At 48.1% G+C, this 25,705-nt stretch carries 28 protein-coding genes, 1 tRNA gene and 1 riboswitch; of the genes, 3 read left to right on the plus strand and 26 right to left on the minus strand.

The window, feature by feature from the left end; genetic code table 11:
* Nucleotides 1-118: 118 nt before the first annotated feature.
* The 4 genes from P22_RS08745 to P22_RS08760 all read right to left on the minus strand — a co-directional run bounded on the left by P22_RS08745 (nt 119) and on the right by P22_RS08760 (nt 2,875).
* Nucleotides 119-646 (minus strand): ClbS/DfsB family four-helix bundle protein, encoded by a 528-nt coding sequence (locus P22_RS08745; RefSeq protein WP_235814597.1) that lies wholly within the window; start codon nt 644-646, stop codon nt 119-121.
* 43 nt (nt 647-689) lie between these two features.
* Nucleotides 690-1,064, minus strand: a complete 375-nt coding sequence (crcB, locus tag P22_RS08750; protein ID WP_054259858.1) for a fluoride efflux transporter CrcB — start codon at nt 1,062-1,064, stop codon at nt 690-692.
* A gap of 157 nt (nt 1,065-1,221) precedes the next feature.
* Nucleotides 1,222-1,284, minus strand: a riboswitch (Fluoride riboswitch).
* Nucleotides 1,285-1,370: 86 nt separating this feature from the next.
* Complete coding sequence (locus P22_RS08755) at nt 1,371-2,309, minus strand: DUF1848 domain-containing protein (protein ID WP_054259859.1); 939 nt, start codon at nt 2,307-2,309, stop codon at nt 1,371-1,373.
* Nucleotides 2,306-2,875, minus strand: coding sequence for a bifunctional transcriptional activator/DNA repair enzyme AdaA (locus P22_RS08760; protein WP_054259860.1), 570 nt, complete (start codon nt 2,873-2,875; stop codon nt 2,306-2,308). The genes P22_RS08755 and P22_RS08760 overlap by 4 nt, the downstream gene beginning before the upstream one ends.
* Nucleotides 2,876-2,889: 14 nt before the next feature.
* Here P22_RS08760 and P22_RS20465 point away from each other — a divergent pair, with 14 nt between their 5' ends.
* Nucleotides 2,890-3,129 carry a hypothetical protein gene (locus P22_RS20465; protein WP_156318898.1) on the plus strand — a complete coding sequence of 80 codons (240 nt, stop codon included), beginning with the start codon at nt 2,890-2,892 and terminating at the stop codon, nt 3,127-3,129.
* A gap of 14 nt (nt 3,130-3,143) precedes the next feature.
* Here P22_RS20465 and P22_RS08765 read toward each other — a convergent pair whose 3' ends face one another.
* The 10 genes from P22_RS08765 to P22_RS08805 form a co-directional block, all read right to left on the minus strand.
* The gene (locus P22_RS08765) at nt 3,144-3,617 is read right to left on the minus strand and encodes a methylated-DNA--[protein]-cysteine S-methyltransferase (protein ID WP_054260017.1); all 474 of its coding nucleotides are present in this window, start codon (nt 3,615-3,617) and stop codon (nt 3,144-3,146) included.
* Between the two features lie 433 nt (nt 3,618-4,050).
* A tRNA-Ser gene (locus tag P22_RS20470) sits at nt 4,051-4,131 on the minus strand.
* Between the two features lie 505 nt (nt 4,132-4,636).
* Complete coding sequence (locus P22_RS08770; protein WP_054259861.1) at nt 4,637-4,894, minus strand: hypothetical protein; 258 nt, start codon at nt 4,892-4,894, stop codon at nt 4,637-4,639.
* Between the two features lie 62 nt (nt 4,895-4,956).
* A complete protein-coding gene (locus P22_RS08775) occupies nt 4,957-5,463 on the minus strand; it encodes a hypothetical protein (protein WP_054259862.1) in 507 nt (168 codons plus the stop codon).
* A 72-nt stretch (nt 5,464-5,535) separates the two neighbouring features.
* The gene (locus P22_RS08780; protein ID WP_069972793.1) at nt 5,536-5,946 is read right to left on the minus strand and encodes a very short patch repair endonuclease; all 411 of its coding nucleotides are present in this window, start codon (nt 5,944-5,946) and stop codon (nt 5,536-5,538) included.
* Nucleotides 5,937-7,409 (minus strand): DNA cytosine methyltransferase, encoded by a 1,473-nt coding sequence (locus P22_RS08785; RefSeq protein ID WP_054259863.1) that lies wholly within the window; start codon nt 7,407-7,409, stop codon nt 5,937-5,939. Before P22_RS08785 ends, P22_RS08780 begins: the two co-directional genes overlap by 10 nt.
* A 168-nt stretch (nt 7,410-7,577) precedes the next feature.
* Nucleotides 7,578-9,491 carry a hypothetical protein gene (locus P22_RS08790; RefSeq protein ID WP_054259864.1) on the minus strand — a complete coding sequence of 638 codons (1,914 nt, stop codon included), beginning with the start codon at nt 9,489-9,491 and terminating at the stop codon, nt 7,578-7,580.
* A 208-nt stretch (nt 9,492-9,699) separates the two neighbouring features.
* Nucleotides 9,700-10,890 (minus strand): response regulator, encoded by a 1,191-nt coding sequence (locus P22_RS08795; RefSeq protein ID WP_054259865.1) that lies wholly within the window; start codon nt 10,888-10,890, stop codon nt 9,700-9,702.
* Between the two features lie 3 nt (nt 10,891-10,893).
* The gene (locus P22_RS08800; RefSeq protein WP_054259866.1) at nt 10,894-13,044 is read right to left on the minus strand and encodes a sensor histidine kinase; all 2,151 of its coding nucleotides are present in this window, start codon (nt 13,042-13,044) and stop codon (nt 10,894-10,896) included.
* A 481-nt stretch (nt 13,045-13,525) separates the two neighbouring features.
* Nucleotides 13,526-13,753, minus strand: coding sequence for a hypothetical protein (locus P22_RS08805; RefSeq protein ID WP_156318900.1), 228 nt, complete (start codon nt 13,751-13,753; stop codon nt 13,526-13,528).
* 594 nt (nt 13,754-14,347) lie between these two features.
* Here P22_RS08805 and P22_RS20480 point away from each other — a divergent pair.
* The gene (locus P22_RS20480; RefSeq protein ID WP_156318902.1) at nt 14,348-14,515 is read left to right on the plus strand and encodes a hypothetical protein; all 168 of its coding nucleotides are present in this window, start codon (nt 14,348-14,350) and stop codon (nt 14,513-14,515) included.
* 510 nt (nt 14,516-15,025) lie between these two features.
* Here the strand turns inward: P22_RS20480 and P22_RS08810 are convergent.
* The 3 genes from P22_RS08810 to P22_RS08820 all read right to left on the minus strand — a co-directional run bounded on the left by P22_RS08810 (nt 15,026) and on the right by P22_RS08820 (nt 19,900).
* Nucleotides 15,026-16,930: a UvrD-helicase domain-containing protein gene (locus tag P22_RS08810; RefSeq protein WP_054259868.1), complete on the minus strand. Its 1,905-nt coding sequence runs from the start codon at nt 16,928-16,930 to the stop codon at nt 15,026-15,028.
* Nucleotides 16,931-16,933: 3 nt separating this feature from the next.
* Nucleotides 16,934-18,958 carry an ATP-dependent nuclease gene (locus P22_RS08815; protein WP_054259869.1) on the minus strand — a complete coding sequence of 675 codons (2,025 nt, stop codon included), beginning with the start codon at nt 18,956-18,958 and terminating at the stop codon, nt 16,934-16,936.
* 690 nt (nt 18,959-19,648) lie between these two features.
* On the minus strand, nt 19,649-19,900 hold the full coding sequence (locus P22_RS08820) for a hypothetical protein (protein WP_054259870.1): 252 nt from the start codon (nt 19,898-19,900) through the stop codon (nt 19,649-19,651).
* A 722-nt stretch (nt 19,901-20,622) separates the two neighbouring features.
* Here P22_RS08820 and P22_RS08825 point away from each other — a divergent pair.
* Nucleotides 20,623-22,056, plus strand: coding sequence for a nitrilase-related carbon-nitrogen hydrolase (locus P22_RS08825; protein ID WP_069972795.1), 1,434 nt, complete (start codon nt 20,623-20,625; stop codon nt 22,054-22,056).
* A 139-nt stretch (nt 22,057-22,195) separates the two neighbouring features.
* On the opposite strand, the gene P22_RS20485 is transcribed toward P22_RS08825, so the two are convergent.
* From P22_RS20485 to P22_RS08860, 9 genes are all read right to left on the minus strand, one after another.
* Nucleotides 22,196-22,375, minus strand: a complete 180-nt coding sequence (locus P22_RS20485) for a hypothetical protein (protein ID WP_156318903.1) — start codon at nt 22,373-22,375, stop codon at nt 22,196-22,198.
* On the minus strand, nt 22,342-22,497 hold the full coding sequence (locus P22_RS20235; RefSeq protein ID WP_082378445.1) for a YvrJ family protein: 156 nt from the start codon (nt 22,495-22,497) through the stop codon (nt 22,342-22,344). The genes P22_RS20485 and P22_RS20235 overlap by 34 nt, the downstream gene beginning before the upstream one ends.
* 22 nt (nt 22,498-22,519) lie before the next feature.
* Entirely contained in the window at nt 22,520-22,744 is a 225-nt protein-coding gene (locus P22_RS08830) for a DUF2922 domain-containing protein (RefSeq protein ID WP_054259872.1), read from the minus strand.
* Between the two features lie 44 nt (nt 22,745-22,788).
* Nucleotides 22,789-23,010, minus strand: a complete 222-nt coding sequence (locus tag P22_RS08835) for a DUF1659 domain-containing protein (protein WP_054259873.1) — start codon at nt 23,008-23,010, stop codon at nt 22,789-22,791.
* Nucleotides 23,011-23,208: 198 nt separating this feature from the next.
* Nucleotides 23,209-23,970 (minus strand): N-acetylmuramoyl-L-alanine amidase family protein, encoded by a 762-nt coding sequence (locus tag P22_RS08840; protein ID WP_156318904.1) that lies wholly within the window; start codon nt 23,968-23,970, stop codon nt 23,209-23,211.
* Complete coding sequence (locus P22_RS20490) at nt 23,913-24,167, minus strand: hypothetical protein (protein WP_156318905.1); 255 nt, start codon at nt 24,165-24,167, stop codon at nt 23,913-23,915. Before P22_RS20490 ends, P22_RS08840 begins: the two co-directional genes overlap by 58 nt.
* A gap of 262 nt (nt 24,168-24,429) precedes the next feature.
* A complete protein-coding gene (locus P22_RS08850) occupies nt 24,430-24,861 on the minus strand; it encodes a single-stranded DNA-binding protein (protein ID WP_156318906.1) in 432 nt (143 codons plus the stop codon).
* A gap of 46 nt (nt 24,862-24,907) precedes the next feature.
* The gene (locus P22_RS08855; RefSeq protein ID WP_156318907.1) at nt 24,908-25,267 is read right to left on the minus strand and encodes a hypothetical protein; all 360 of its coding nucleotides are present in this window, start codon (nt 25,265-25,267) and stop codon (nt 24,908-24,910) included.
* A 55-nt stretch (nt 25,268-25,322) separates the two neighbouring features.
* Nucleotides 25,323-25,544, minus strand: a complete 222-nt coding sequence (locus P22_RS08860; RefSeq protein WP_054259878.1) for a helix-turn-helix domain-containing protein — start codon at nt 25,542-25,544, stop codon at nt 25,323-25,325.
* Between the last annotated feature and the right edge of the window lie 161 nt (nt 25,545-25,705).

Here is a 25,705-nt window from a genome sequence, read left to right on the forward strand (position 1 = left end):
TATCCGGTACGAATTAAAGCCGAAAAACAGGGTTCCGGCATATATTTCTGGAAACAACAGAAGATCAAAAAACAGCTATCCAGATGTATGTGAAAGCAGGTTTCCAAAAACCCAAAATTTATACAACATGCTTTTTCCACTTTCTAAGCTTAGCTCTGAAACTCTTAAAGGGCGCAACCGAATTGATGTGCACCCATTTCCACAGCGGCCAGTTGGCATTGGTTACTGTCCACTTACGTACATTCGGTGTAAAAAGTTCCTCATCGCTCAATTGCTCAATCCAGTTGCACCATTTTTCAACACTTTTCTCAAATAATGTACGTAGTTCTTTTAAGGAATAACCGCTGTATTCAGCATAAAAATGCTGATAAAGCGGCCCTAACTGATTCCATTTGTAATCAGGAGAAGGAGTGACAACCGTTTTACCCGCGAGTTCATCCTGCTCCCAACTCATCACCAGTTGTAACCAGCCAAGCTGGTAGGCAATCATTTCCTGTGGTGTTCTGTCCACTTCTTTGATACGGACATGTATTTTCTGTTCCGGAATATCGTCAAACTCTCTGTCAAAAAGCCGGTACGTCTTTTTAACGGTAGCAATCAACGCTTCCTTGTTATCGTATTCCTGCACCATAACACCCCTTCCCATCGTTTGTCCCTTCCAGCAAAAAAGCCTAATCGTAATAAGATTGTTAGAACAGTTTGGTGACACCCATTCCCAGCCACGTAGCCAAAAAACCGGCCAGGACATTGAGTCCGACATTATAAAACGCCCGCATGACCTCCGCGTCCTGTAAGAGGCGCAGGGTCTCATAACTAAATGACGAAAAAGTGGTCAGCCCGCCCAAAAATCCTACGGCAATAAAAAGCCGCCAATAAGGGCTGACACTCAGGCGTTCAGTCGCCAGCGCCATAAATAAGCCGATAATAAAACATCCCACAACATTAACCAGTAAGGTTCCCAGGGGAAACGCCGTACCAAACCGTGCTGCCATCCAGTTGGACGTCAAATACCGGGTAGTCGCGCCAATTCCGCCGCCAATCGTTACCAAGATGATTTCCAGCATATCTTTCACCTCTCTTGCTCTATCTACTTTCCTATTCTTGTTTCAACGGCCTGCCGTCGTATTTGATAACCTCCATATCGTCAATCATAGCCATTCCTTCCCTAGCGTATCCTCCAATAATATGGCACCACCTGATAAAAAACAAACTCCTACCACATAGGTGGTAGGAGTCATTACCGTTTATACGGAATTCAAGGCGAACTCCATCGCCCGCTATTCAAAGACGAATTCATTATACCAGCCCGCCAGATTCAGTGTCAATATAAACCTGCTTTACACCACGCGCAGGTAGGATTTTTTCTCTATTCAAAACAGCTTTAGCTGTGAGACCTTATTGCTTTTCATTTCCCGCTCGGTCACGACATCATTATTCGTAACACTGCCAACTAAAACCGGTGCTCGCGGATCATGAGAGCCGGTATGTTTAATAATACTGCCCGGTTTGGAAGCTGCATAACAGTAAATGCAGCCGTGCGAACAGCAGTCATAGGTTCCGATGTCAATACTCTGGATGCACCTGCAGGCGGGACGTTGGTTGGTATCCTTTGTAGCTTGAATTTGGCAGCCAATGATTTCCTCAACCATGTGCTGATCAATGCAGGCTGCGTGGGTAATGCCGAATTGGCTCAAATCCAGCGGCTCGGAACAGGTAAATAACCGAATGTCATGGCTGCTTGCAACTTTTGCGAAGCCTTCCGCAATGCGGCGCATATCGGCTTCGTCTGTTTCCTGTGACGTTATGCCATTCAACGGTTTACGCACTTTAGGATAAAGGTCAAGAAAGCTGAAAATACACCGAAACGTAAATCCCTCCAAGGCGGCGGCCATGTTTGCAAACTGATGGAGATGATAGCCTATATTTATTCCTGTGCCTAAGATAACCGGATCATAGCGCCAAACCACACGGTGCGGCCCCAGTCTACCGCTCAGTTTCCGGAAGGTTTCAAGCAGAACGTTTTTGGGCGGAAGGCCCTGTTCAATCCGCCGGTCGTAAGGCGTCAGGGTAAACTGGAAGTAAAACGGATACCCCATATTTTCAATTTCATCCAGCCTAGAAAGCATAGGCGCGGGGTTTTTCGTCCAAAAAACGATACAGTCCACCACTGCCGGATTTAATTCCACACGGCTGTAGTGGTCCGGCCGCCTCGGATTCGGCACCAAAACAGCGCCCTCCCGCAGACGCTGCAAAAACCATTCGGAATAAAAAGCAGGAATATCCGTACGCCGGCTTGCACTGATAATCATAAATCAACCTCCCTGCGGACGAATGCTTGGCGGTATCCTCCGGGAGAAGTGTCTGTTAAACGTTTGAACATGTCGTAAAAGGTGGAGAGGCTGTTAAAACCGCACAGCAGGGCGATATGCAGGATACTATCCTGAGTATCTGCCAGCAATTCTTTTGCCATTTCGATCCGCAGTGCATTTAAATACTCTACCGGTGTTTTCCCGTACTGCTTATAGAACAACTGGGTTATCCGGTTATGGCTCAAGCTGAGCTTTGCCAGTTCTTCCCTCAACCGGTTCCGGTCGGCAAAAAAATGGTCATACACCTTTTTAATTTTTTCGGCCATTTCTTTTTGCGGCTGAAATTCCAAAAGATCGGGCCGGCAGCGTTTACAAGGACGTAGTCCGCAGGCGCACGCCTGCTCTGCCGTATCAAAGAAGAGTATGTGTTCCCTTTTAGGGCTCTTGGATTTGCAGGACGGACGGCAAAAAATGCCGGTTGTCTTAACTCCATAAAAAAAACTGCCGTCATAAGCCGCATCACAGCCGATAATCGCCTGCCATTTTCCTTCATGATCCAGCGCCATGGGAAACACCTCCTTTGCGTCTATTTGCGTTTCATGCTGCGGATTATTCTTTTTGCATCCTTGTCAACACAACAGGATTCCGTAATTTTCTGCAGCGCCTTATTATAGGCCTGAACCGACACGAGTTGGCCGATAATCGCACGAACCAAAGCGGCAAATACATCCGGGATGACCTCCCGCTCTGCTTTGCCCAGCCGTTTGATCGCAAAGCAAAACGCTTCATCGACAGCAAGCGCATTTCTTTGGCGCTATAGGAAAAAACTTGGTTTTAACGGCGGACACGATGCTTTTCCAGTTCAAGCAGTTTTTCCTTAACGTCCAGCCCCGCAGCGTAACCCACCAGTTTGCCGCTGTTGCTGATCACACGGTGGCAGGGTATCAGAATTAATAGAGGATTTTTATTGTTTGCCATGCCGATGGCGCGGGAAGCCCCGGGTTGTCCAATGACTGTTGCCACTTGTTTATAGCTGCGGGTTTCACCATAGGGAATTTCCCGCAGTGCTCCCCAGACGGTTTTCCGGAAGCTGGTTCCCTCCGGTGCCAGCGCCAGCTCAAAGGTCTTACGCTTACCGGCAAGATACTCCTTCAGTTGCTTTGCCGCTTCCCTGAGTAAGGGCGTTTCCCTCTCCACGCTATCTTGGGGCTGGTGTTCCCTGCCAAAGAACAAATCTGTGAGTGCTCCGTTTTTTTCTGCAATACCAACCAATCCGAGCATGGTTTGATAAAATGCGATCTGTTTCATAAAACTTTCTCCTGTTGTTTTATTTTCTTTAGTATAGCCGATTTTCTTTAATGGGTCTTCCGAATTTTCACCATTCAATTTTTATTCCAACTGCTCTTGTTGTATATACGGGAATCAACAAGCCTATAGGCGAAGAGTACTGCCATTTTTTAGATGACCTAAATGCAGCAGCAAAAAATGGGGTGATATTGTAAACGACACCAGACTGGTTAATGGATAAAAGAAAACAGGAAATTGTCTGCAGAATAAAAAGTATATTACGCCTTACCGCTTAATTCATCTCTTCCATCCGCTCCGAAGGTTCATGAAACATCATTTCAATAAGCATTTACAAAATGCAGTTTCCGCCGCGTTGTTGTACGGTTGTTGTAAAACTGCTCTGAAAACGAAAAAAAGGCTTTACGAAAATGCTCGTAAACCCTTGAAATATCTATGGCGACCCCGGCAGGATTCGAACCTGCGACCTTTTGATTCGTAGTCAAATTTCGCCATCATTTTTCGTTTTCAAAATGTCATGAATGCTTGATAATGCTGGATTTTCATCACAGACAGTCACAGAGCTTTTTCGCCGCGTTGTTGTACGGTTGTTGTAGTACAGTAACGGCTGGGTACTAGTGAGCTTACGCTTCCTGCTCCGTTTTGGGAGCCGCTCACCGGATGTTTAGTTAGTATAACATAATCCGGACAACTTCGCAAGTGTCTTCTGATAAAAAACATTCTGACAGGTCTGCCATTACCACCACCAAGCCGTGGTGGTCTTTTTTTCTATGGCCAGCAACCAGAGGGCTGCCGCAAAAAAGCCGCCGGCATCACCAGCAGCTTCCCTCCAGATACTGTACAATTACCTCAAAGGCCATCAGCCAGAAAACCTATATCACCAAGACCGGCCATAGCAAATGGCGGATGGTAGCGCAGTCTGCAACAACCCTACTATCGACAGACCTTTACATTTCCTCTCACTCCGGCAACTGACTGCTAAGATATTATCTACGCTACAAGATAGCCCGCTTTTTTCTTTGTTATAAATTTAGAAGTTCTTCCAAATAATTAATGGTGTTTTTCCTTATCAGACTTTCCCGCATATTACCAAGTCTGACCAGGATTTCATTACCCCGATCAACTACTTCCACATCACGACCGTAATGAAGTTCCCGGTGACAGTTGGGACATACAAGAATTACATTATCAATCTGCACCAGATGATGTGCTTCTATATACCGGTCACCGTTATGTTTGACAAATCCCTCGGCGCCGCATATCTGAGAAAAAAGGGCCAAGGAGCTTTTTCAGCGAAGCGGTTATCCGTGTTCCCCGTTCAATGTGGAGGCTTATCATACAGTCACGCTTTTGCGGGGGAACAATCTTTGTATGTCTCATTCATCAGACCGAGTGCATGAAGCGGGTTTTCCGTTTTTTCAATAACACCGCATATATTAACAGTACGATGCATTCCCGCTGCAGCCAGAATAGCACTGAAGGCACTTTCCGATACGGGCCTGATTGAATTCTGCCAGGAAGGAGTTTCACTTTTCCGCACACTGGCATAATCCAGGCTTTCATAGTATCCGCCCGCCGGATTATAAATGGGAACCCGTCTGATGAACCGTTTCGCCTCCAAAAACCAGGCATTATAATGGTCGCCATCTTCGCACAGTTCAATCTTCCCGATTATGCCTGTTCCAAAATAATACCGCTGTTCTTTCTTTAAGCGGTTCCCCTGATAATACAGAAACAAATCTCCTGGGTTAATCTGTCTCCGGGAACGTTTTGGAAAATGGTACACGACGAAAGGCACATCATTATAATCCGAACCTGCATCCACCCGCTGCGACAGAATTATCGGCATACATCCCGACCTCCGTGATTATAAAATAAAGATGTCTTCATGGCCGTTGTTCCATAGCAACTCCATAAGACATCAAGATGATCGTTCAGCCAGCGCTGTTCTGATTACTTCCATCACTGACTCTGTGTTTTTCCTGACTTCATGCTCCCAGAACCGCAGAACCAACCAGCCTGCTTCTTCCAGTTCCCGGGTTACTTTCAGATCCCGCTCCATGTTTCCGGATATCTTTTTGCGCCAGAACTCCCGGTTGTTCTCCGGTTCCTTGTAGCAAACCGGACAGGCATGCCAGAAGCATCCGTCAACAAACACAGCAACTTTTTTCCCAGCAAAAACAATGTCCGGCTTTCCTGTAATTTTATAATTCACCCGATATCGGAATCCGGCTGCGAAAAGAGCTTTGCGCAGCTTAAGCTCAACCCGTGTGTTCCGGCTTTTGATCGCGGCCATGTTTTTACTGCGGGCTTCTTTCGATTTTACGTCCACTGCTGTTCAGCCTGAATGACCGACTCAGCACCTAGAGCTTCATGGTCATTCCCTGTTTGCGTTCCTGTCGATTGCAATGCTCCTGAATTCAAAGCATGGAACAACGAATCGGCAATTGCCATTGACAAAAGTGGTGGCACGGCATTGCCAATATAGGTATACCGCCTGTTGCCAATAGCTTCAAAGACATAATCATCGGGAAATGACTGAATTCTGGCAGCCTCCCTAACGGTTAAGGTCCGCCCCTGCCTGCCATCCGGATGAATAAAACGGTTGCCATCTTTGGTAAGATGGGCAAAAATTGTAGAGCATGGTTTGTCCCAGGACAGTTTTTTGTATTTGTCCTTAAAACTGTCCATTTTATATTTGATTAGCGATCGAAGGCGCCGGTTTCTGAGGCTATCAGGTATGCCAAAGAAGACTTTGGAAGATGTCCCTTCTTCCATAAATCTGAACAGAATAATATCACTCTGTTGCTGACCTCTGGCTATATGTCCGGTTAATACAGGCTCTTCCTCCTTGGACATGACAAAACGAAGAAATTTTTTTCTGGAATCGTTCCCGGAGGACAGGCTTTGGTTTAAAGCACTCCAGTGATACTCTGCCGGGTCTGCCCCACAGTTGCGTTTCATATTTCGCCGTGCAATCTTTTGTTTCCGGGCTTCACATATAGTAACGCCCTTTTTCTTTTTACCTGCAGCTGTCGTGGTAATTTTAGGAAGTACAGGCGGTAAATCACCAATGGCATCACGCAATGTCACATACGGCAGCAAACCGGTATCTCCAACCTGTTCGGCCGGACAGTGAGTGGGCTCGGGAAAGGGATTAAGCCTGTTAAGCCTGTTACCAATAATAATAACCCGTTCTCTCAACTGTGGAACTCCATAGTCAGCCGCATTGAGGATAAGAAAGTCTGTCGTTACAGCTTCTTTCGAACTCCGGAGAGAATAACCGGCAGCCTTCATCCTTTCGGTTATTTTTTCAATATAGCGGATACCATTTTTATCTTTTTTCGACAATATTCCCAGCACATTTTCAAAAACAAAATAAAGAGGCCTGTAATGATTTATAACCTCAATGTAATGCTCAAAGAGATCATTCCGGTAATCCGTCACATTCTCTTCCTGCTTTTCCGGGGAACCTGAGCGGGGCCCGATCATAGAAAAACTCTGGCATGGGGGCCCGCCGATGATGATATCCGCCTCAGCACAGGCTTCATACAGTTGGTTCTTAACACTGTTCTCACGAATATCACCACAGATAGCAATACGCTGAGCTTTATCACGACCATAACCCGCCCGGATCAGGGATGACCGAACCGTATTAATAGCGTTAACGTCCCAGTCAAGTGCTCCGACAATCTCATACGGGTGGTAACTTTTCTCTGTATATAGTTTAAATCCGAGAGAAAACCCTCCGGCCCCGCAAAATAATTCAAGTACTTTATATTTTTTTTCTGCCATTCGGGAACGCCACCCGCCATTCAATTAGTCAAAATTAAAATATTAATTTCGCTAAAACTTACCAAAATCCTGCCACTTTAATGTCCATAAAGGTTTGGTAAAACCTGCGGGAAGAAACGGCAGATATCTTTCCATGTTAGACGATAATTCTGCAACAAACCCAATTCACTATAAAGGTAAATCAGGCTGATTTGAATCTTCAATCAAATTATCTTCATCTATTTCAGAAGGTGGACAAATGGGAAAAATGACCCCATATTGTGTCAACTGATGCTGAATGCGAATATCTCCCTGTATCAGTATCTGATTTAGCAAATAATTTCGTATATCATCACCGGATACCAGTTCCTGATCGCTCTTTCTGTACCGGCCTGTATGTTTACTGAGTTTCCATGCCGGAGCCTTCCTTTCAGCGATTATTTTCTTAAGCAGGATAAAATCTATGATCGGAATATGCCGGTTCTCATCTATTGTAAGTCCTTTAAATCCGGAAAAAAACATATGATTGCAAATTATCAGCGGCTGAATTATTTTGCCTTCAAATGACAGTCCTGTTTGTTTTTCTATGAACCGTCGCCTTACAGCATCATTTTCCAGCATGTGAGTGCGCTCCCGGATTTGTTCCTCTGCCTTTAGCAGGCTGTCTTTTAAAAAGCAAAATGCCTCAACGAAATTCTCTGGCTTTATACTTGCTTTAGCCTCATAAACAAACACAATATTATCAATCAAAAATATACCATCAATTTCGGGGATCATTTTGACGGCTTTTCGGGGGATACGCCAGAACGGAATAGCATTGTCCCGAAAAAACTTTTCAATATGTTCCTCAAAAAATATACCCCGACTTCTTTTCTCTGGGTACCTGACAACGACTTCATTAGCCAAAATCTTATCAATGACTTTTATAAGAGTTGGTGCCTGTATCCGGGAACGTAATAAATAAATCAGCTCTCCTCTGCGAAAAAGTAATTTGTTCCATGATTGATACCCTCTGTCCTCTTCCAGGTTAAAACAAAACAGTTCTAATAGTTTCTTTCTTCCGGATGTTGGCGGCAACCCAACCATTCTCAGTAGTTGTCTGCTGCCGACAGTTTTTAGTACAGCAGGACGTTTGTCTCCAAAATACACCTCATCCTGCCTTCCGGCATATTCACTAAGTGCCTTTACCATTTCCATCAGATCCCTGATTTTGAAAATGTCTCCCTGATATTCAAACTCGGTATCCGCACTACCATAAAGAAAAGAAAGCATCTGATTTGTTTTAAAAGTTTCAAGTTCAGCAAAGTACCTTTCCGCTTTTGCAAAATCAAACCGAAAAACTTCATTATTGCATTCTCTTCTTAGAAATCCCGAACTTTCAAAAAGATTAATTGAATCACACAAGGTGGTATCATGCTGGCAATAATATTTAAAATTCAAATCACGGTACAATTCAAATTCGGTCCAGTAGTTACAGGTGTGTTCTAAAACCCAGCAGTTCTTTGCATAATTGGGGTTATAAAATTTATATGAAATTCCATTAAAAATATCAGTCGCACTCTCTTTTTGCAGTATTACTGCCATGATTTGCTTAAGCCCTGGCTTTTCTTTTGGTGCAGTATCCTTAAAAGGTATTGCATATCTGGTAATTATATCAATCAAACATCCGAACACTGTCTCATAAAATGCGAATTGTGAATCTGCAATGTGCGAAGGAACATCGTCAAAAAATTTACCTTCTGTTTTATACTTCACCGCTAATTTTTCATAATAATAAAGCAGATCCTGTGCACTAATATTGTTCTCATTTATTAAATGTTCGATTTTCTCATCACATCTGGAGATAAAATGTTTCAGCCATCCCAGGCAAACCAAATCATTCCATGTTTTCTCACTTAAACAGCCTCGCAGTTTGCCAAATATTATCTGAATATCCTGCCCGTCCATTTTTAACATAAACCGGCTTTGCAGAAAAATGTCATGAAATCTGTCTCTTTCTTTCTCATATCCGGCTACAATAAACTGAACAATTCTCCCCTCAAGCAGAGCGCAATCTGCCTGTTTAAGAAATTCATCAATAAATTTCTGGCTTACAGCTCTCACATTGTTCCCTCTTATCATGCACAAAAAATAGGCTTTCTGTTGACCCGAAATATTACAACTATTATTTAATAAAACAGGCTTATGCTGTACACCCATTCATTGTATGCTCAATGGCAGCACATCATAAGCCGCTAATTTGTACCAGTGATTAACGGGAATCCCACAAAGAACAGATTATCCATGCATCACTTTTTTATCTACCAAATCTTTATTCTGTTCCTTTGTTCGTCTCAGTACCTGCGGCCACCTGAGTTTCCGCCGTCGCTGGCTGTAATGACGCCATTACATAATCAACATTTATTCTTGGATGACCAATACGGCCTTTATATCTGGAATAGGATGCCAGTAAATTCTCGGCAAAAGGGCTATCGAGTGATGCAATTTTCTTAAGTGTCATTAAAACATCCGGTGATTCTGTCTTTATCCATTGAAAATCAATTATTGAATGTGGAATATCTAAAGTTCCGGGTAAAAACCAATAGCGCTCAGCCTGACCGTCCTGCTTGTTATTGCAAATTAGCTGTTGTAAAGCTTTTACTTTACCTTTAATTGTTTTGGAGCTTTCCCAATCTTTATATTCGGGAAACGAGGTTAAAGGCCTTGCTTTTGCAACTGTTACATATTCCGCTTTGCACCGCCCATTTGCTCTTGGCACCATATCACAGGTAGGGTGAAGAACAACCCAAGTACCATCTTCTCCGCTTATCTCTCCAGTTAATACATCTCCAGCTGCAAGATACGTAAAAATCGGAGGAATAATATAAAATTCGATAGGCTGTACAACAGGATCGACATCAGCAAGTGCAGTAAATGCTACAGTCGGCTGCGGTAAAAAGCGTTCTGCTGCATTTGGCTCACGTAATTCAGCTGCGAGACGTCTAAGAACAAGTTTTTTAAGTACTCTGGCATCTTGCTGAAATAGTTCGGTTTTCATTTGCTCTCCATATTGATTTACAAAATCCCACATGTAATTTTTTACTGTTTCTTCCACAAATTTTCGTAAGGTATCTTGGAACTGTGGCATCCCTTCTAACATAATTTCTTGTACAATGGTACTTAGCTTTTCGAGGCCTCCCGCCTCTTTCGGAACAACCCGTACCAGCGTTTCTTCGTTGATTTTGCCGGTTAACCCGGTATAAAAAATTACTGGTACAAATCTTTTACTTTTTATAAACTTCAAAAAGGTAGCACCATCATCCTCACCGGCTAATCTCAAATCCAGGATGATAAGGTCAAAAAATGTTGCTTCCAACGCCGCCTTTGCAGCATCAATATTATTTAATCCGGTAACCTTTACCTCAGCATCCCTAAATAATCCAGGCGTTTGAAGATACATTGCAACCTGTTCAGCAAGCTGAGGTTCATCTTCTACGTGGAGTATATGAAAACTAATGCTCATAATTTAGCCATCCTTTCTTGGTAAGGTTATCACAAAACAGGCTCCGGAAAGCATACCGGAAGAAGATAATTCCAGAGTACCATCATGCTCAGCAATAATTTCGCCACATATGACCAGACCTAATCCAGTCCCATCCGGTTTGGTTGTAAAATAAGGTTCAAATATCCGATCTGCATCATCCTGGTTAATTCCGGGTCCACTGTCACAATATACAATTTTTATCTTATCGTTTTCAGTTTCAATCCTTACCAAAATTTCTTTGGCAATCACCTTTGACGATCTCATCCAATAGATACTGTTATCAATAAGATTAATAAAAACCTGTTGTATCTCAGTTGAAAACACCTTCGCTGTGGCAGAGCCGACAACGGATACCCGTATTTTTTCAGAGGTGATTCTGCGTTCAAACACTGAAACGGCATCCCTAAAAATGTCCTCAATTGCCACGACTGATCGGCGCCGGTAACCGGCTCTGCCGCTAAAAGGTTCAATCTTTTTAAACAGCCTGGATATATCCGTGCATTGCCCTCTTATTATTGTGAAATGTTTGTTTAGTTGCGTAGCATATGGATCTTTTATATTGTGTTTTACTTCAATACCACCCAAAAATGCTGCATTATCTATCATTGCCAATGGCTGACGTCCTTCATGAAGAATAATATCCACCAGCCGCCCCAAACTGGCTAACCGCCGGTATCTGATAAATGCACTTTTAACCCGATCAATCCTTAATTTCAATTCACGGTTTGCCTCAGTTACAATTTTGAGCGTATCTTTAGGAGTAAGACTGTCTTTTTTCTCATTTATTGTTGTTTTAAGCTGATCAAGATTGATTTCCGCAAAAAGATCAGTAGTTTTCTTCTTGGTTTCTGGTTCAGCACTTACTACTGGCGGACGCTTTGTCTTATATCTCTTTTCCTCCAAAATTTTAAAAACTGAGATCAGACTTTCCTTCAAATCTTTAAGTGCCTGGTTATTCAATAACCCTTCCCGGCTACTTTTATCAATTAGTTCAGAATTTCTTTGCGATGAAATCTGAACAAATCCTACTACCTGATTATTAGACAGTCGTAAAGTCGGATTCTGTATCCTTCGACTGTCAAGACCAAGCCAGTCATCACCTGGCTCACCATAAGGAAAAACCCTGAATCCATCCCGGTAAACAGATACCCCTGAACTTTTATCCAGCATATCTCTAAGGTCAACAATACTTAACTCAAACAAATCCGCAACTTTTTTTAAGTCACGATGTTCCCGGTCCCACACACGCAATTCAACTTTATACTCACCACAGGAAATTGTCGTTCCAAGTTGTCCGTTTAAGGGCTCCTGATTTCCACCGCTGCTATATGTCAGGGCATACGTTCCATCTGCATATACAGTTCCTTCCAAAATATATTTGGGATTACGAAGAGCATCCGGGCTGAGTACCTCCCCGGTAAGCTCTTCATAATCAGTTTTGACATTAATTTTAAAGTCTAATGTAGTTCCTATCGGAGATTTTAGCCTTTCAAGAGCATTCCACAAATCCTGTATTTTTTCTTTCGTCCATTGTGTATCACGTCGCAAATTTAGAATTCTTATGCAGGTACCATGCAGCCCGGGCTTGGTTTCGGATGGAGTTTTTCCTGCTGCTATTGGTGTAAACTTTTTAGGATCTATAGTTTTCCATGTGTATTTAACTTCATCAAGAAACAGATCGTCATTGTCGAATTGATCCCAATTTAATTCAAAATATGTTTCATATTTTTCCCCTTCTGCCCTAGTACGAATTTGTACCAAACTACCCAGCCTTGCTGTTGCAAACCGACCTATCCCTTTGTTTCCCAACACAGGTCGCCCTTTTCTGCTAAACGGGGATTTCTTCTTAAATGTGGTCGCCGGTTGAAACCAGCCATTTAGTACGACATCTTTAGTCATTCCATGACCATCATCTGTTACAGTAACGGAATCATCCCGTATATTAATCCAAACATTTTCGGCATCAGCATCATAAGAATTTTTCACAAGTTCAATAACGGAAACAATCTGATCACTAACAAGTTCATCACCAAGGAGTCCTTTAACAAGCCTCGCCTTTGGTCTAAATCCTATAACACCCTTTTCTAAAATTTTTTCAGGTTCTTTGTTTTTATTCTCTGATATTATAGGCATGCAAAATTCCCCCGTCATTATTTGTTCAGTCATTATAAACGTCCGCAGAAAAAACAAATACCCGTCCTTTTCTATTAATCAATGACGGGTGCGATTGAGCAGAATATATCTAACTATAATATTTTTATGTGCATTTACTTTTATCATTTGTTCTACAAAACTTACCAAAATCCTGCCAAAATATTATAGTTCACAGTAGCCTCCTTAGAACCAAACAATAATTATGTTTAATTTTTCCGGTTTAAGCTTTTTACCATACTGTATTAGCACAATAATTTTCAGCCTGTTACAGACAGGTTAATGTTCATGCAGTTGTGTCCCCGTGTTGCAGACAGGCATAGAATGCGGGGTAAGCGTTGGTTTATTCATCGCCTTATGCAATCAAACAGATTTACAGGCGTTACACAGGTTTCGTAGCCGAGCCGTCTTGCCCCCAAAGATGTACTAAAAAATAGTAAGAGTATGAAGAAGGCCGCCGGCATCACCGGCAGCCTCCCTGCAAAAACTGTATAACTGTCCCAAAAGCCATCAGCCCGCCGGCCAGCATGATCAGCCAGAAAGCCGACAGCAGTAAGCTGTGGTCGGCGCAGTACCGGATGCTCGGCCGGTCATCCCGGTCCAGCGCGTTCCAATAGCACACCCACAGCGCGGCCTCCACCCGCCACCGTCTCACCAGATAGTCCCACATACTCATGCACCTCCCGCTCATCGTCAGCGGCTCCCCGCCGCCGTCACTCTCCAAAAGAGCGCGGGAGTAAACTTCCTATTGCGCTAAGATTCCGGCGCGGCGCACCGTGTCACCCGCAGGGGCGCAGCGAAGCGGAGCAGGCGCACCCTTGACCGGTGTGATACAATTTGCAGACCGGCGGCGGGGCGTTTCTCGGCACGGGATTACTTTTTAAGCAGTTCCATTCTCGGCGCAAAAAAAGAGCTTCCGCCCTAGTCTGGGATGAACCCGTAACAGGTCACCCGCTCCCGGTAGTATTGCAGTACACGCCGTGTCAGGTGCAGTCGTATCCACTCGGAACCGTCCGGGCTGGTCACAAGCCGGCCGTATAGCACCCGGTCCCTCCGCAGTCTTTTCTGCACCTGTTCGAGTGTCAGCATGGTTACCGCCTCCTGCTCATTTCAGCGGCTCCCCGCCGCCGTCACCCTCAAACAGGATGCTGGCAGAAAACTTGCTGATATAGAGGTAGGCATTTACGCGGCACACCGGGTCACCCGGCAGGGGCGTAGCAAAGCGGAGCAGGCACAAGCCTTGACCGGTGTGATATCATGAAAAGACCGGCGGCGGGGTGGCGCAATGGGCGCGCAGTTCGCGGCTTCCTTGCTGCCGGCAGGCCCGTCGCACGGGTTGCGGCGGCATGGGTTTGGCCGCCGTGCCGGTGCGCTCCCCTGCCAGATTAGCTTACTGCGAATAAAACAGGCTTACAATGTGCGGCCACATGGGTTTCGTGGCTGCTCATCGTAAGCCGTCTGATATGAGACTGCCCGCATATATTGGGACAGTTTTTTTCTGCATTACCCACATTTTTCTCAGGTATGACTTTTTCTCGACCGGTTGCATATTTTTATTCCAATGGGTATAATATAAGAAAAGGACTGACGTGTTAGTAGCACGCCAGCCCACTCCAGACTGCCTAACCGGAAAACGGTTAGCCCATGTCTACGGGATTAAAATAACCGCCGCACTTTGAGCAGGGGCGGTTATTTTTTTATGACTAAGACTATGAGCGTGGCAAATGCGACTGCAAATGTCAATGCCTCATATGTAGTCATAGGCACCACCCCCTTTCTAAAAAGGGTGTGGACTAACCGTCCCCCGAGCAGCCTGTACGATTATTATAGCATTTTCTTCCAAAGATAAATAGACATTAATGCGGCTTCATTGTCAGATGAAGCCGCACTTTTAGTTTCCCTGCTTCTAGCTATCTCTAAGGTAATACATATTACAAATAAAGCGGATTGCCTCTCATAAATTCTAATTACATTTCCTATTATCAATGACCGCCACACCGGCCCCTGTCAAAAGACCATATAATGATCCAATGGATTGACGCGCTTGGCGATTGTTTCCCCGCCGCGTCTGCCTGCGCTCACAAAACGTAAAATAAACTCTCTTCTTTGCCCTAGATAAAGCAACAAAAAATGCACACGTATCTTCATGGGGTTGATTACGAAAACTCCAAAAAGCGTCATCTTCCAGTCCTATAAATATGACTATATCGTATTCAAGACCTTTACTTTTATGGATTGTCATGATGGGAATTGTATTTTTTCCAATGAAATTGTCTAATGTCTGCGACCATTCACATGAAACCTGGTAATCATCAGAGAGAATTGTTGAGGCCTTATTAAGTAAGCTATCATACCAACGGTCCCTTTTATATTGCGGAAATTGGCTTTTGATCGAACTCTCACCCACAAAACTGACAATCAGATTTACTATATACCGTATCACTGTAGAAGAACAAGTCTCCATAGTAACATTACCGAGTTCATTCCTAAGTGTCTGAAGAAAACTAGCTAACTGTCTCTCAATCTCAATATTTTTTCCAGACTTTTCCTCGTGTTGGCAGCCACGAAGTTCTAACAATAGATCAACAACCGCTTGCCAGTCTGTGGGCATGCGTTCCATGGTTGCTAGTCTTAAAAACTGCAAAATGATCTGAATCAAAGGTTCTGCTAACAAATCCTGCATATCGGACTCTACTCGAGCTTTTTGGCCGACAAGACTTAGTTGATTAATTACTTCTCTCGCATAAACATCAACCTGTTGCTTTGCTAAAATCACTATTTTTCTTGGATCTATATATTCGAGAGTTATCCATTCATGAATCTGCCGGGCTAGCACCTCTGCTTCCTGTATATGACTATCAAACAAATAAATTTCACATATCCCCTCATTTGCTTTCCATCCCTCCGCCGCTACGGCTGGAACTGCTTCAGGGTCAAGATGTTGAAAAAGGGCTGCTTGAATATTCACCAGTACAGGGGCAGATCGATGATTTTTTATTAAGTCTAACCTTTGGGCTTGAAAGTCATTACAGTATGTTGAAAATATATTAGGTAAAGCTCCCGCCCACCCCATAATTCTTTGTTTAGTATCGCCGACGGCCGTAAAAATCGCCTGCGAATTATGGAAGGCCGTTTTTAATAAGTCATATTGAAGGTATGTAGTATCCTGAAATTCATCCAAAAAGATATGGCTGTACGTCATTTGTAATGCCTTGACTAGCAAAGGGTTTTGCGTTAGCAAATACTCCGCTAAACGACTGATCATTGGAAAAGTCAACTGTGATGAATTAGAACTATGTAACCATTTTTGCCATATTTCCCTTATAGCCCACTGCTCTAAAGTAGTGTCATTATTTAACGGCAGCTTTCTAACACAAAGATTATTTAATACTCTCTGCGCATGTATTTCGTAGATATTGTGGCCAGACCAAGCAGGTGGCAAAACGAGTTCTTGAATTGCTTCTTGCATCTGATCTCTGGTCGGAAAAATAATCTCGTAATTTCTTGAAGGTTTATAGTCTGCCGGCAGTGCATTTAAAAACTTATCGAGTAGTGACTTTGCAAAAGCGTCAAAGGTATAGGAATCGAAACGTTGTGCCAGAAGCTTGCCACACCGCTTTTCCACACGTTCTGCCAAATTAGTTGCCGCATCTTTTTTGAAACTAATCGCCAAAATTCGTTTTGGCGATTTGCAGCTATTGGTTTGAAGTAAAAGACAAGCTCGTTGGGCAAGTAATTCCGTCTTCCCAGCCCCCGGACCAGCAACCACTACCGTATTAACATTGCTACGAACAGCGGCCTCTGCATTCGGCTCAAGAATAATATTATCAGATGGAACCCAATTTTCAGGGCGAATTGGCGTTAACATGTTTTAACGCCTCCCAAGTCTATTGACGACAGTATTCATTAATGCCGTAATGGGTTCAGGCAGATTGCCTACCAGCGCCCCATCCTCTATCTCTTTTAAAGCAAGTAAGTGAGTCACTGGCTTCCCACGACCAAGGAACAAGTAATTATACCAAATAAACAGTTCCTTTTCTTCCTCACTGTATGTATAACCAGTACATTTTTCATTTTTCAAAGTTGCCTTAATCGCCGTGTTTAATTTCTCCAAAAATGCCGGTTCTGTCCTGTTAGGAATTCTAGGACCAGTCCCTTCCGTGGCACTCTGATAGATTGTTGGAAATGATGAAAGCATCATAAAATCAATATCCAAGGGCGTTGAGAAAAATATCCCATATTTACGTAGCCATTTTACAAACTTATCCATTAATTCTAAACGTTCTGGGTCCAATGGCCATAAATGCATTCCTTCTAGTTGTTCATTCGTAAAAGCAATTGTACTCCCATCTTCAAACTCAATATTAGTCAACTCTGTTATGGGAACACCAACTTCATTGAGTTGCTTTATCGCATACTTAATCCGGCCCCAACCACCTCCATCTCTTTCCCTATCCAGGTCAAGAATTGTAACATACGGAATATCAAGCTGACTTAAGAGACGCCAGAAATGATTAACATGCCGCCCCCCCAACGGTACTATGGAAATAAAGCTTCGGTCGATAGGAGTATTCATCGCTTCAAGAGTCTTTGCCAGAATTAATTCTTCGCTATCTCCCTCGCCTAAAATTACAAGCTTCGCGAAATACAACTCCGGATATGCCTTGACTGCCTCTTTAATATATTTGAATGCTTCAGAGGTAGCTGGGGGAAGTGTGATAGTTTTAACACAAGTTCGCATCTGAGGATTCAACATTCGAAAATAGAGAATATTTTCAGGTTCCACACGCTTTAACACTGCAGGTGTATGTGAGGAGATGATCACTTGTGCATTAGGCTGGCTGGAAACACTTTTTAGTAAGCCAATCACCCGGCCAAGCAGATGGGGGGCCAAATGGTTTTCCGGTTCTTCAAGAGCCATGATCGTTAATACAGGTATTGAGTTACAGTCAATTTCAATTCCTGATTCGGCTGTCATACTTGTATAATCAGCTTCTAATTTCAACAAAGCGGAAACTAACGCAATATAAAACAAGGAGCGGAGACCATCACCCAATTGATCAATCGTATAGCTTTTTTCCTCAGGAGTAGGCTGAAAATAAACTTCAACCCGCTTTAATACTTTTTCCAACTCCGTCGCCGAGAAACCAAGCCTGGCCTCCGAATATTTGATATCATCGTGAAACTCTTTCCATTGAGCTTTTATTAGATTTTCGACAGTTTTAACCCCAGGCTGACTGGTGAAGAGTCCATTTACTTCTTCACTTTTTGCTTTTAGTGTCTCGGCAAGATCAGAAGTCCATTTTACTGCCTTAAAAAAACGATATAAAATTGTGCCAGAGTCATGTTTTAACTGAGCTCGAGGATCACGCATGGCAGGAACATAAAAGGCTTGGATTAGTGAGCGCTGATGAGGTTTGACTGGTATTCTATTATCATCAGTAATAGTCTCCCCTTCAGCAACCGTAATAAATTCAAGTTTAGAATCAATATCACCGTCAGGCGTGTTTCCTCGCTGCCAGGTTGCCGAAAGCCTGATCCTAACATATGGAGCTTGTCCTTGTCCGTTAACAACCATTTGATGAAATAATTGAGGAATGCATCCCGTTCCTGAGCCATCTGTATTTTGCAATTCAGCAAATTCTATTACTGCTTCAATATAAAGTTCGGCCTCAGTAATGTCCTCCGGTTCGACTCCAGGAGGAACATGAAAATCGGCACGCACGAGTTCGCGGTCTTTCGCATACACACCAAAAAGTTTTATTAGTGCCTGCATGGCAGTGGTCTTTCCTGTGCTATTGTTGCCAATAAGGATAGACATATCTTTTAAAGGAATAATGGTTTCTTCCTCTCCCAAGGACCGAAAATTAGACACCTTGAGTTTCGTAATTTGCATTCACACACACTCCTATCTTTCGCCGCTCTATGGTACCTCAAAACTCATAATTCAACCCTTCTGTAAATTACAAATATTTTCTTGATTCGCGGGAGTATATCCTGCCTCTTTTAATATTCGATACAATATAGCCGCGCAGTTCGCGGCTCCCTTGCTGCCGGCAGGCCCGTCGCACGGGACGCGGCGGCATGGGTTTGGCCGACGTGGCCGGTGCGCTTCTCCTGCCAGGCTAGATTACTACAAACAAAGTAGGTTTACGATGTGCGGCCACACGCTTTTCGTGGCTGCTCATGGTAAGCCGTCTGATATGGACTGCCAGTAATACAACGGAATGGGTTCTATTTGGCAGTAGCTAAATGTTATACAATGCCCAACATTTTTTCCTGACCGGTTGCATATTTTTACTCCAATGGGTATAATATAAGAAAAGGACTGACATGTTGCAAGCACGCCAGTCCTACAGGCTGTCTAACCAGAAAACGGTTAGCCCAAACGTTATAGTTATTAAGAAATAACCGCCGCTTTTGAGCTAGGGGCGGTTATTTCTTTTTGGTCGTGATCAATACCATGAGAGTGGCAAATGCAACCGCAAATGTCAATGCCTCGTAGATACTCATCCTACCACCCCCTTCCTGAAAAGGAAGGGGCTAACCGTCCCCCGAGCAGCCTGTACACTTAGTATAGCATATTCTACCAGAGCAAAAAAGAATTTTTATTGTCCCTAACCTTGCTCCGATACAGTGCCGCCTTCCAACCGTGGGCGGCTTTTTTCATTTCTCCCGCCGCGCAGTTCGCGGCTCCCTTGCTGCCGGCAGGCCCGTCCGCACAGGGCGCGGCGGCAAGGGTTTGGCCGCCGTGGCCGGTGCGCTCCCCTGCCAGCCAGACTATAGCAAACAAAACAGGCTTACGATGTGCGGCCACAGGGGTTTTGTGGCTGCTCATGGTAAGCCGTTTATTGGGCTGTAGACACCGGACTGCGAATTCCCCCTCCCGCTTGTTCGTTCGGGAGGGGGTCAGGGGGTGGGTCCATTGAAGCGTAACCGGGCCGTCTGGTGCCGCCGCCGTCTAATTGCCTCCCGGCTAGTGAAGGGCCCTGCCGTGGCCGCGTACCCCCCAATTTGTTCGGCCGCTCCTTAGCGGGGGGGGGTTGGGGGGGTAGTCCTTCCCGTTAGGGCGCCCGGAGTCCTCCCTTCCCCCTGAATTTCAATTGCGGCCCACCGCTTGGACGGCAACGCCATCTAGGTGGGATGGGGGGCGCGGGGGGAAGGGAGGACGGAGAGTGGACACATGCCTTTGGTGTCCACGGGGCGGGACGGGCGCGGCCGCGGCAGGGAACGAACGGCGGTTGCCGCTTGGCCAAGCGAGTGGCGGCAGGTGGCCCGGTGGAGCGTTTGGTCACCGCTCGGGCTGCGTGCTTGGTTTTCCGTTCCCGGCGGCCGGCGGGACGCCCGGCTGGGTCGGCCGATGGTTTTGCGGCCGGTCCGGCCGGAGTGTCCTGCCGGGGCCCCGCGCAGCGTGCGGGGCCAGCCGCCGTAGTCCCGGCCCCGCCAAGCCGGCGGCAACGGGCAAAGTACGCTCTTGCGTTTTCTTTCCGGCCCAGCCTGCACAGGATTTCCTTTGCGCCTGGCGAAAATATCCAGAAGAATGCAAGGGAGGTTTTCCGTATGTCCGTCTTACCGCCCGTGAAAAATCGGTTGCCTTATTTTTTTCTGTCTGCCGCCGGCCTGAGCGCCGTCCTGTTCTTTGTCTCCACCGGCTTTTACGACAACTGGCCGCTGACCTGGCTGGCCCCGCTGCCGGTCTGCCTGTATGCTTTAGAGGCACATGCCGGCCGGGCGGCGCTGGCCGCGCTTGCGGCCTACAGCCTTGGCGCGCTGAACGCGTGGGGCTATTTGCCGCCGCCGCTTTTCGCCGCCTCAACCATCCTGAACGCGGTCGCCTTTGCCGCGGCAGCGCTGCTGCTGCGCAGCCTGGTCCGGTCCGGGCAAGCCGCTTTCGCACCGTTTGCCTTTGCCGCCGCCTGGACGTCGTTTGATTATGTCCGTTCCCTGGTATCCTCGTTCGGCACATTCGCCAGCCTGGCCTATACCCAGGCGCTCAATCTGCCGGTCATGCAACTGGCTTCTCTGACCGGTATCTGGGGCATCACCTTCCTGCTCATGCTGGTGCCGGCCGGCCTGGCGGTTGCCTGGCGCTGCCGCCGGCAGGGGTGCGGGTGTCGCTCCGTCCTGCTGCCCGCCGGCGGTCTGCTGGCGGCAGCGCTGCTGTACGGGGTCTGCCGCCTCTATCTGCCGGCCGCCGGGCCGGTAGTGACCGTCGGTCTGGCCGCCGTCCCGGCCACCAGGGCCGAGCTGCGCAGCCAGGACGCCGCAACCGTGAACCGTACGCTGCAGGGCTACAGCCGCAGCGTGGACGCGCTGGCCGCCGCCGGGGCCCAAGTAGTGGTGCTGCCGGAAAAGCTGGCCTTCTTAGCGCCGGAAAACCGGGAAGAGGGGCTGGCGCTGTTCAGCCGGACAGCGGCGAGAAACCGGGTTGTCCTCGTTGCCGGCCTCAGTCTCCAGCAGGAGCGGCTGGCCAATTCGGCGGTCGCCTTTGCGCCGGACGGCTCGCCGGCTGCCGCCTATGACAAGCAGCATTTGCTGCCGGCCTATGAAAGCCGTTACACGCCCGGCGACAGCCTGGCCTGGCTGAACACCGGCGGGACCGCGGCGGGACTGGCCATCTGCAAAGACATGGACTTTGTCCGGCCGGCCAGGGACTACAGCCAGCAGGGGGCTGGCCTGCTGCTGGTACCGGCGCTGGATTTTCATGATGACGGCTGGCTGCACGCCCGCATTGCCGTCCTGCGTGGCGTGGAGGGCAATATGGCCGTCGCCCGCACCGCCCAGTGGGGCCTGCTGACGCTCAGCGACAGCCGCGGCCGCATCCTGGGCATGAGCGCCACCGATGCGGCTGCCGGCGAAGCGGCCCTGCTGGGGCGGCTCCCGGCCGGCGGCGGCCGCTCGCTGTATAGCCTGACCGGCGACTGGCTGGCCTGGCTGTGTCTTGCCATCACCGCCTTGGCTGTATTACGGCTCCGTCGGCACAGGGGCGACTAACCCGCGCTTGCTAAGTCCCGCCCCACAGGAACGGACGGGCAACGCCGGCCGCACCAGACCAAAGCAACAAGCCATTGACCGCTGCTGAAGCAAGCGTCAATGGCTTGTTTTCATTGCCTGTTCAATTATCGGCCCCGGTTCAGCCGGCCGCGCCGCTGCTGTTTACCACGACTGGCGGAGCGGCCGCCGGCGCTTCCTGTTCGCGGATGCAGCTTTCCTCTTCCTGCTCCACCGCCTCAATCCGCTCCTGATCGGCCGGCGGCGGACCGTACACTGTTTTTAGCATCATTTTTTCGTGACCTCCATCCTTTCGACGCAATTACACATCTGGTTGATTGCGCTGGTCAGTTCGGTCAGGCGCTTTTCCAGTCTGACCAAAAGATAGAAGGCCACCACCATGGGAAAACCGTAGGTCGCCGTCAGGCGGGCCAACTCTTCCATTTGCAGGGCCTCCTTTCCCTCATTAAGTCAACTCGGTAATCGCCAACTGACGGATTTGCGCTTCCTTGGCGGTCACCAGGTCGCCGCTGGTGCTGGAAAATATGTTCTTGGCAATGATAGTCGCCATCACCGCCTGTGCCTCGGCCAGCGTCACCCCGTCCTTGGGGTCTTTCACCACCACCGTCACCTCTTTATTGGCCTCGGTGATAAACACCAGCTCCAACGTCTTGGTGTTGGTATCAGCCATCGGTCACTCCTCCTTTCCCCTTGCTCACTAAGCCTGCCTTACCGTTACTCGCTGATCAGGTTGGCATTGTCCACCCGCGTAATATCCGCCACCGGATACGACTGTAGCCCCATCAGCGCCACCGCGACATCGAACATATCCTGATCGGTCGCCGCCGGTTTGCAGGTGTAATTCCGGGTCACATACGCCGGGCTGCCGCTCGTGGTCACGCCCTTTTGCAACTTAACAGCAATCGTGCTGTTTTGCGGTACCTTTACCACCGCCATGGCTCTCGCCTCCTTTCCTGCCCGGATGGTCCCGCGCAAAAGGCACACCCCGGGAGGTGTGCCTGTCTGCGCCTGGAACGGATTATGACAAGCGCGGCCTAATGGCCACGCGGGTCACCAACTCTTGCCCGTTCCAGGAGCGATATTTCATTTTGTATTTATTATATAGGCAAATTGAAATATTGTAAAGCCCTTTCGCTACCCGGCCGCATAATCGGCCAGGCCGGCGGCCAGGGCCACGGCTGCCGCCAACTGGCCGGCATAACCGGTTAACAGTGCCCGGTCCGCCTCGTTTGAGATAAAGGCCACCTCCGCCAGCACCGCCGGGCAGTCCGTTTCCCGCAGCACCTGGAAATCGGCCTCCTTTACGCCCCGATCGGCGGTATTGAGCTCGACCACCAGCCGGGCCTGCAGGCAGGCCGCCAGCTGCCTCCCCCGTTCGCTGCCCGGATAACAATACACCTCCGTGCCGTGAGCGGCGGGGCTGGCGGCACTGTTGGCATGAATACTGACAAACACGTCCGCCCCGTTGGCATTGGCCAGCTCCGCCCGGAAGGCCAAGCCATCGGTCCCAATATCGCCCGTCCGGGTCAGCAGCACTTCATGGCCCTGTTCATACAACTGGTCGGCCAATAGCTTAGCAATGGCCAGCGCCACGTCGCACTCCCGCACGCCGGCGGCGCAGGCCCCCGGTTCCACCGGCCCGGAATGGCCGGGGTCGATCACAATTTTCATTTCCTTTCCCACCCCTTTAGCGTATGATTTGATTACACCCCCGTCTGCCGCCAGGCAGAATAATGCTAGGCCAGCCCGCTCCGCAGCCCTGCGGGCGGCGCTGCAGCCGCTGCCGCGTCTTCCGCCTGCCGTCCTCGGGCTGCTCCGCTCAGTGCCACACCCAACGGCTACCGCTCTCTGGCCGTCCGCTGCTTGCGGCGTTCCGCTTCGCTCCCCTTGCCGCATCCGCTGCCGTCCGGCCACCGCTGACGCTGAGAGCCGTAGCCTGCCGGGCGGCCATACTCAGTTTGGCAAGGAGCAGGCCCGCCGTTCCCTGCCGCTCGCGGCCGGCCTGCCGAAGCACGGGGCAACGGCCACCCATCCCTACCCCTTCCCTGCCAGGGAAGGGAAGGCGGCCATCCGCTAATGGCTTTTATGTCCACGCCCGCCCGTTGGGTCCGCTTCGCCGGGCTACCGCTGCGCTGGACATAAACCGGACATTAGCGGACGTCCACCGCCGCTGCCGCGGAGCGTCGCCCTGGCTCCTCAGACTACCGGACCCACCCCTGACCCCTCCCGTCAACCGGGAGGGGAACAAGCCGCGCCGGCAGCCGCCTGTCTCCCGTCCTCTATATCCGCGTCCGGCCGCCCGTCCCGGCTACCGTCAACGCCTTGCTTTCCACACACACCACCGCGGCCTGACGGCTAACCCGGCCGGGCCAGGCCCAGCCTGTCCAAAAACTCAATATCCCGGACCACCACCTCGGTCACCTTTCGCCGCTGGCCGTCCGTTCCTTCTAGCTGCCGCGTATGCAGCCGCCCTTCAATCGCCACCCGGCGGCCGCCGTGGCCCTCCTGACCAATCTGCTCGGCCAGCGTATCCCAGGCGACGCAGTCAATCGCGTCGGTTTCCTCCCGCACTCTGGTCTTGAAAGCGACGGTCAGCGAAAACGAACACACCGCCTTGCCGCTGTTGGTTATGCGCATGTCCAGGTCCGGGGACAAGCTTCCCACCAGAAAGACCTTATTCATGCCCGTCCTCCCCCTTGTTGTCCACATAGTCACAGGCTCTATTACTATTATTGGTTTACGTTTATAAATAAAGTTTACGTTTAAATAATGTAACCAGGTTGCCAACCATAATGGTTAACAAACCCGCCTTTGCCAACCCGCTTGCCAACCATTATGGTTGGCAAAACGGCTTCACCAGCGAAAGCCGCGGCTTATCCACAGGGTTATCAACAGATTTATCCACAGTTTTATGATGGACTGGCTGCAGTTCATAATACGGTGCCAGCCGGCCGGGGCGGGGCGTATGAATGAGCAGCCCGGCCGCCACCAGTTCGCCGCGGGCCCGCGACAGCGTCGTATAACTGTAGCCCAGAAACCCCAACAGCGTACTGGCGGCCACCGTCAGCCGGGGCGGCCAGCCGGCCCGGTTGAACAGATGCATCAGCACACCCCACAGAGCCTGGGCTTCACTGGACAGCGGCCGCGTGAGCAACTGCGCGTAGAACGCGTTGAGCTCGACAATGTAATTCATGGCCCCGCCCACTTCCACCGGTGAAAGGCTTCTTTGGACCGCCGGCGCCTCAGTCTCACGGCAGGACGTGCTTCAAATTGGCCGTGTCCACGCCCGTCTTGGCGCTGGCCCGCCGCCGCAGCCACTCATCGGCAGCCTCCACATGAATTAAAAAACGGTTGCCCTCCTTCGACGCCGGAAAGTCCGGCAAATAGCAAAACTCCCGCACCCGGTTCTGGCCAATACCGGTCATGGCGGCAAACTCCTTGACCGTGACTACCAGCTTGGCGTTACTCATAAAAGACCCTCCCCATAAATGAATTAACGCAATTTTTATATTGCATTATGTAATAATTATACGGGACGATTTTCCTTTTTTCAATACAATTTTCACTTTTATATTTACAAATCGCAATACACTATGTACAATGTGGGTAGCAACTACTTTTTACAGTGTGT

This window comes from Propionispora sp. 2/2-37, from assembly GCF_001298735.1.
GTDB lineage: Bacteria > Bacillota > Negativicutes > Propionisporales > Propionisporaceae > Propionispora.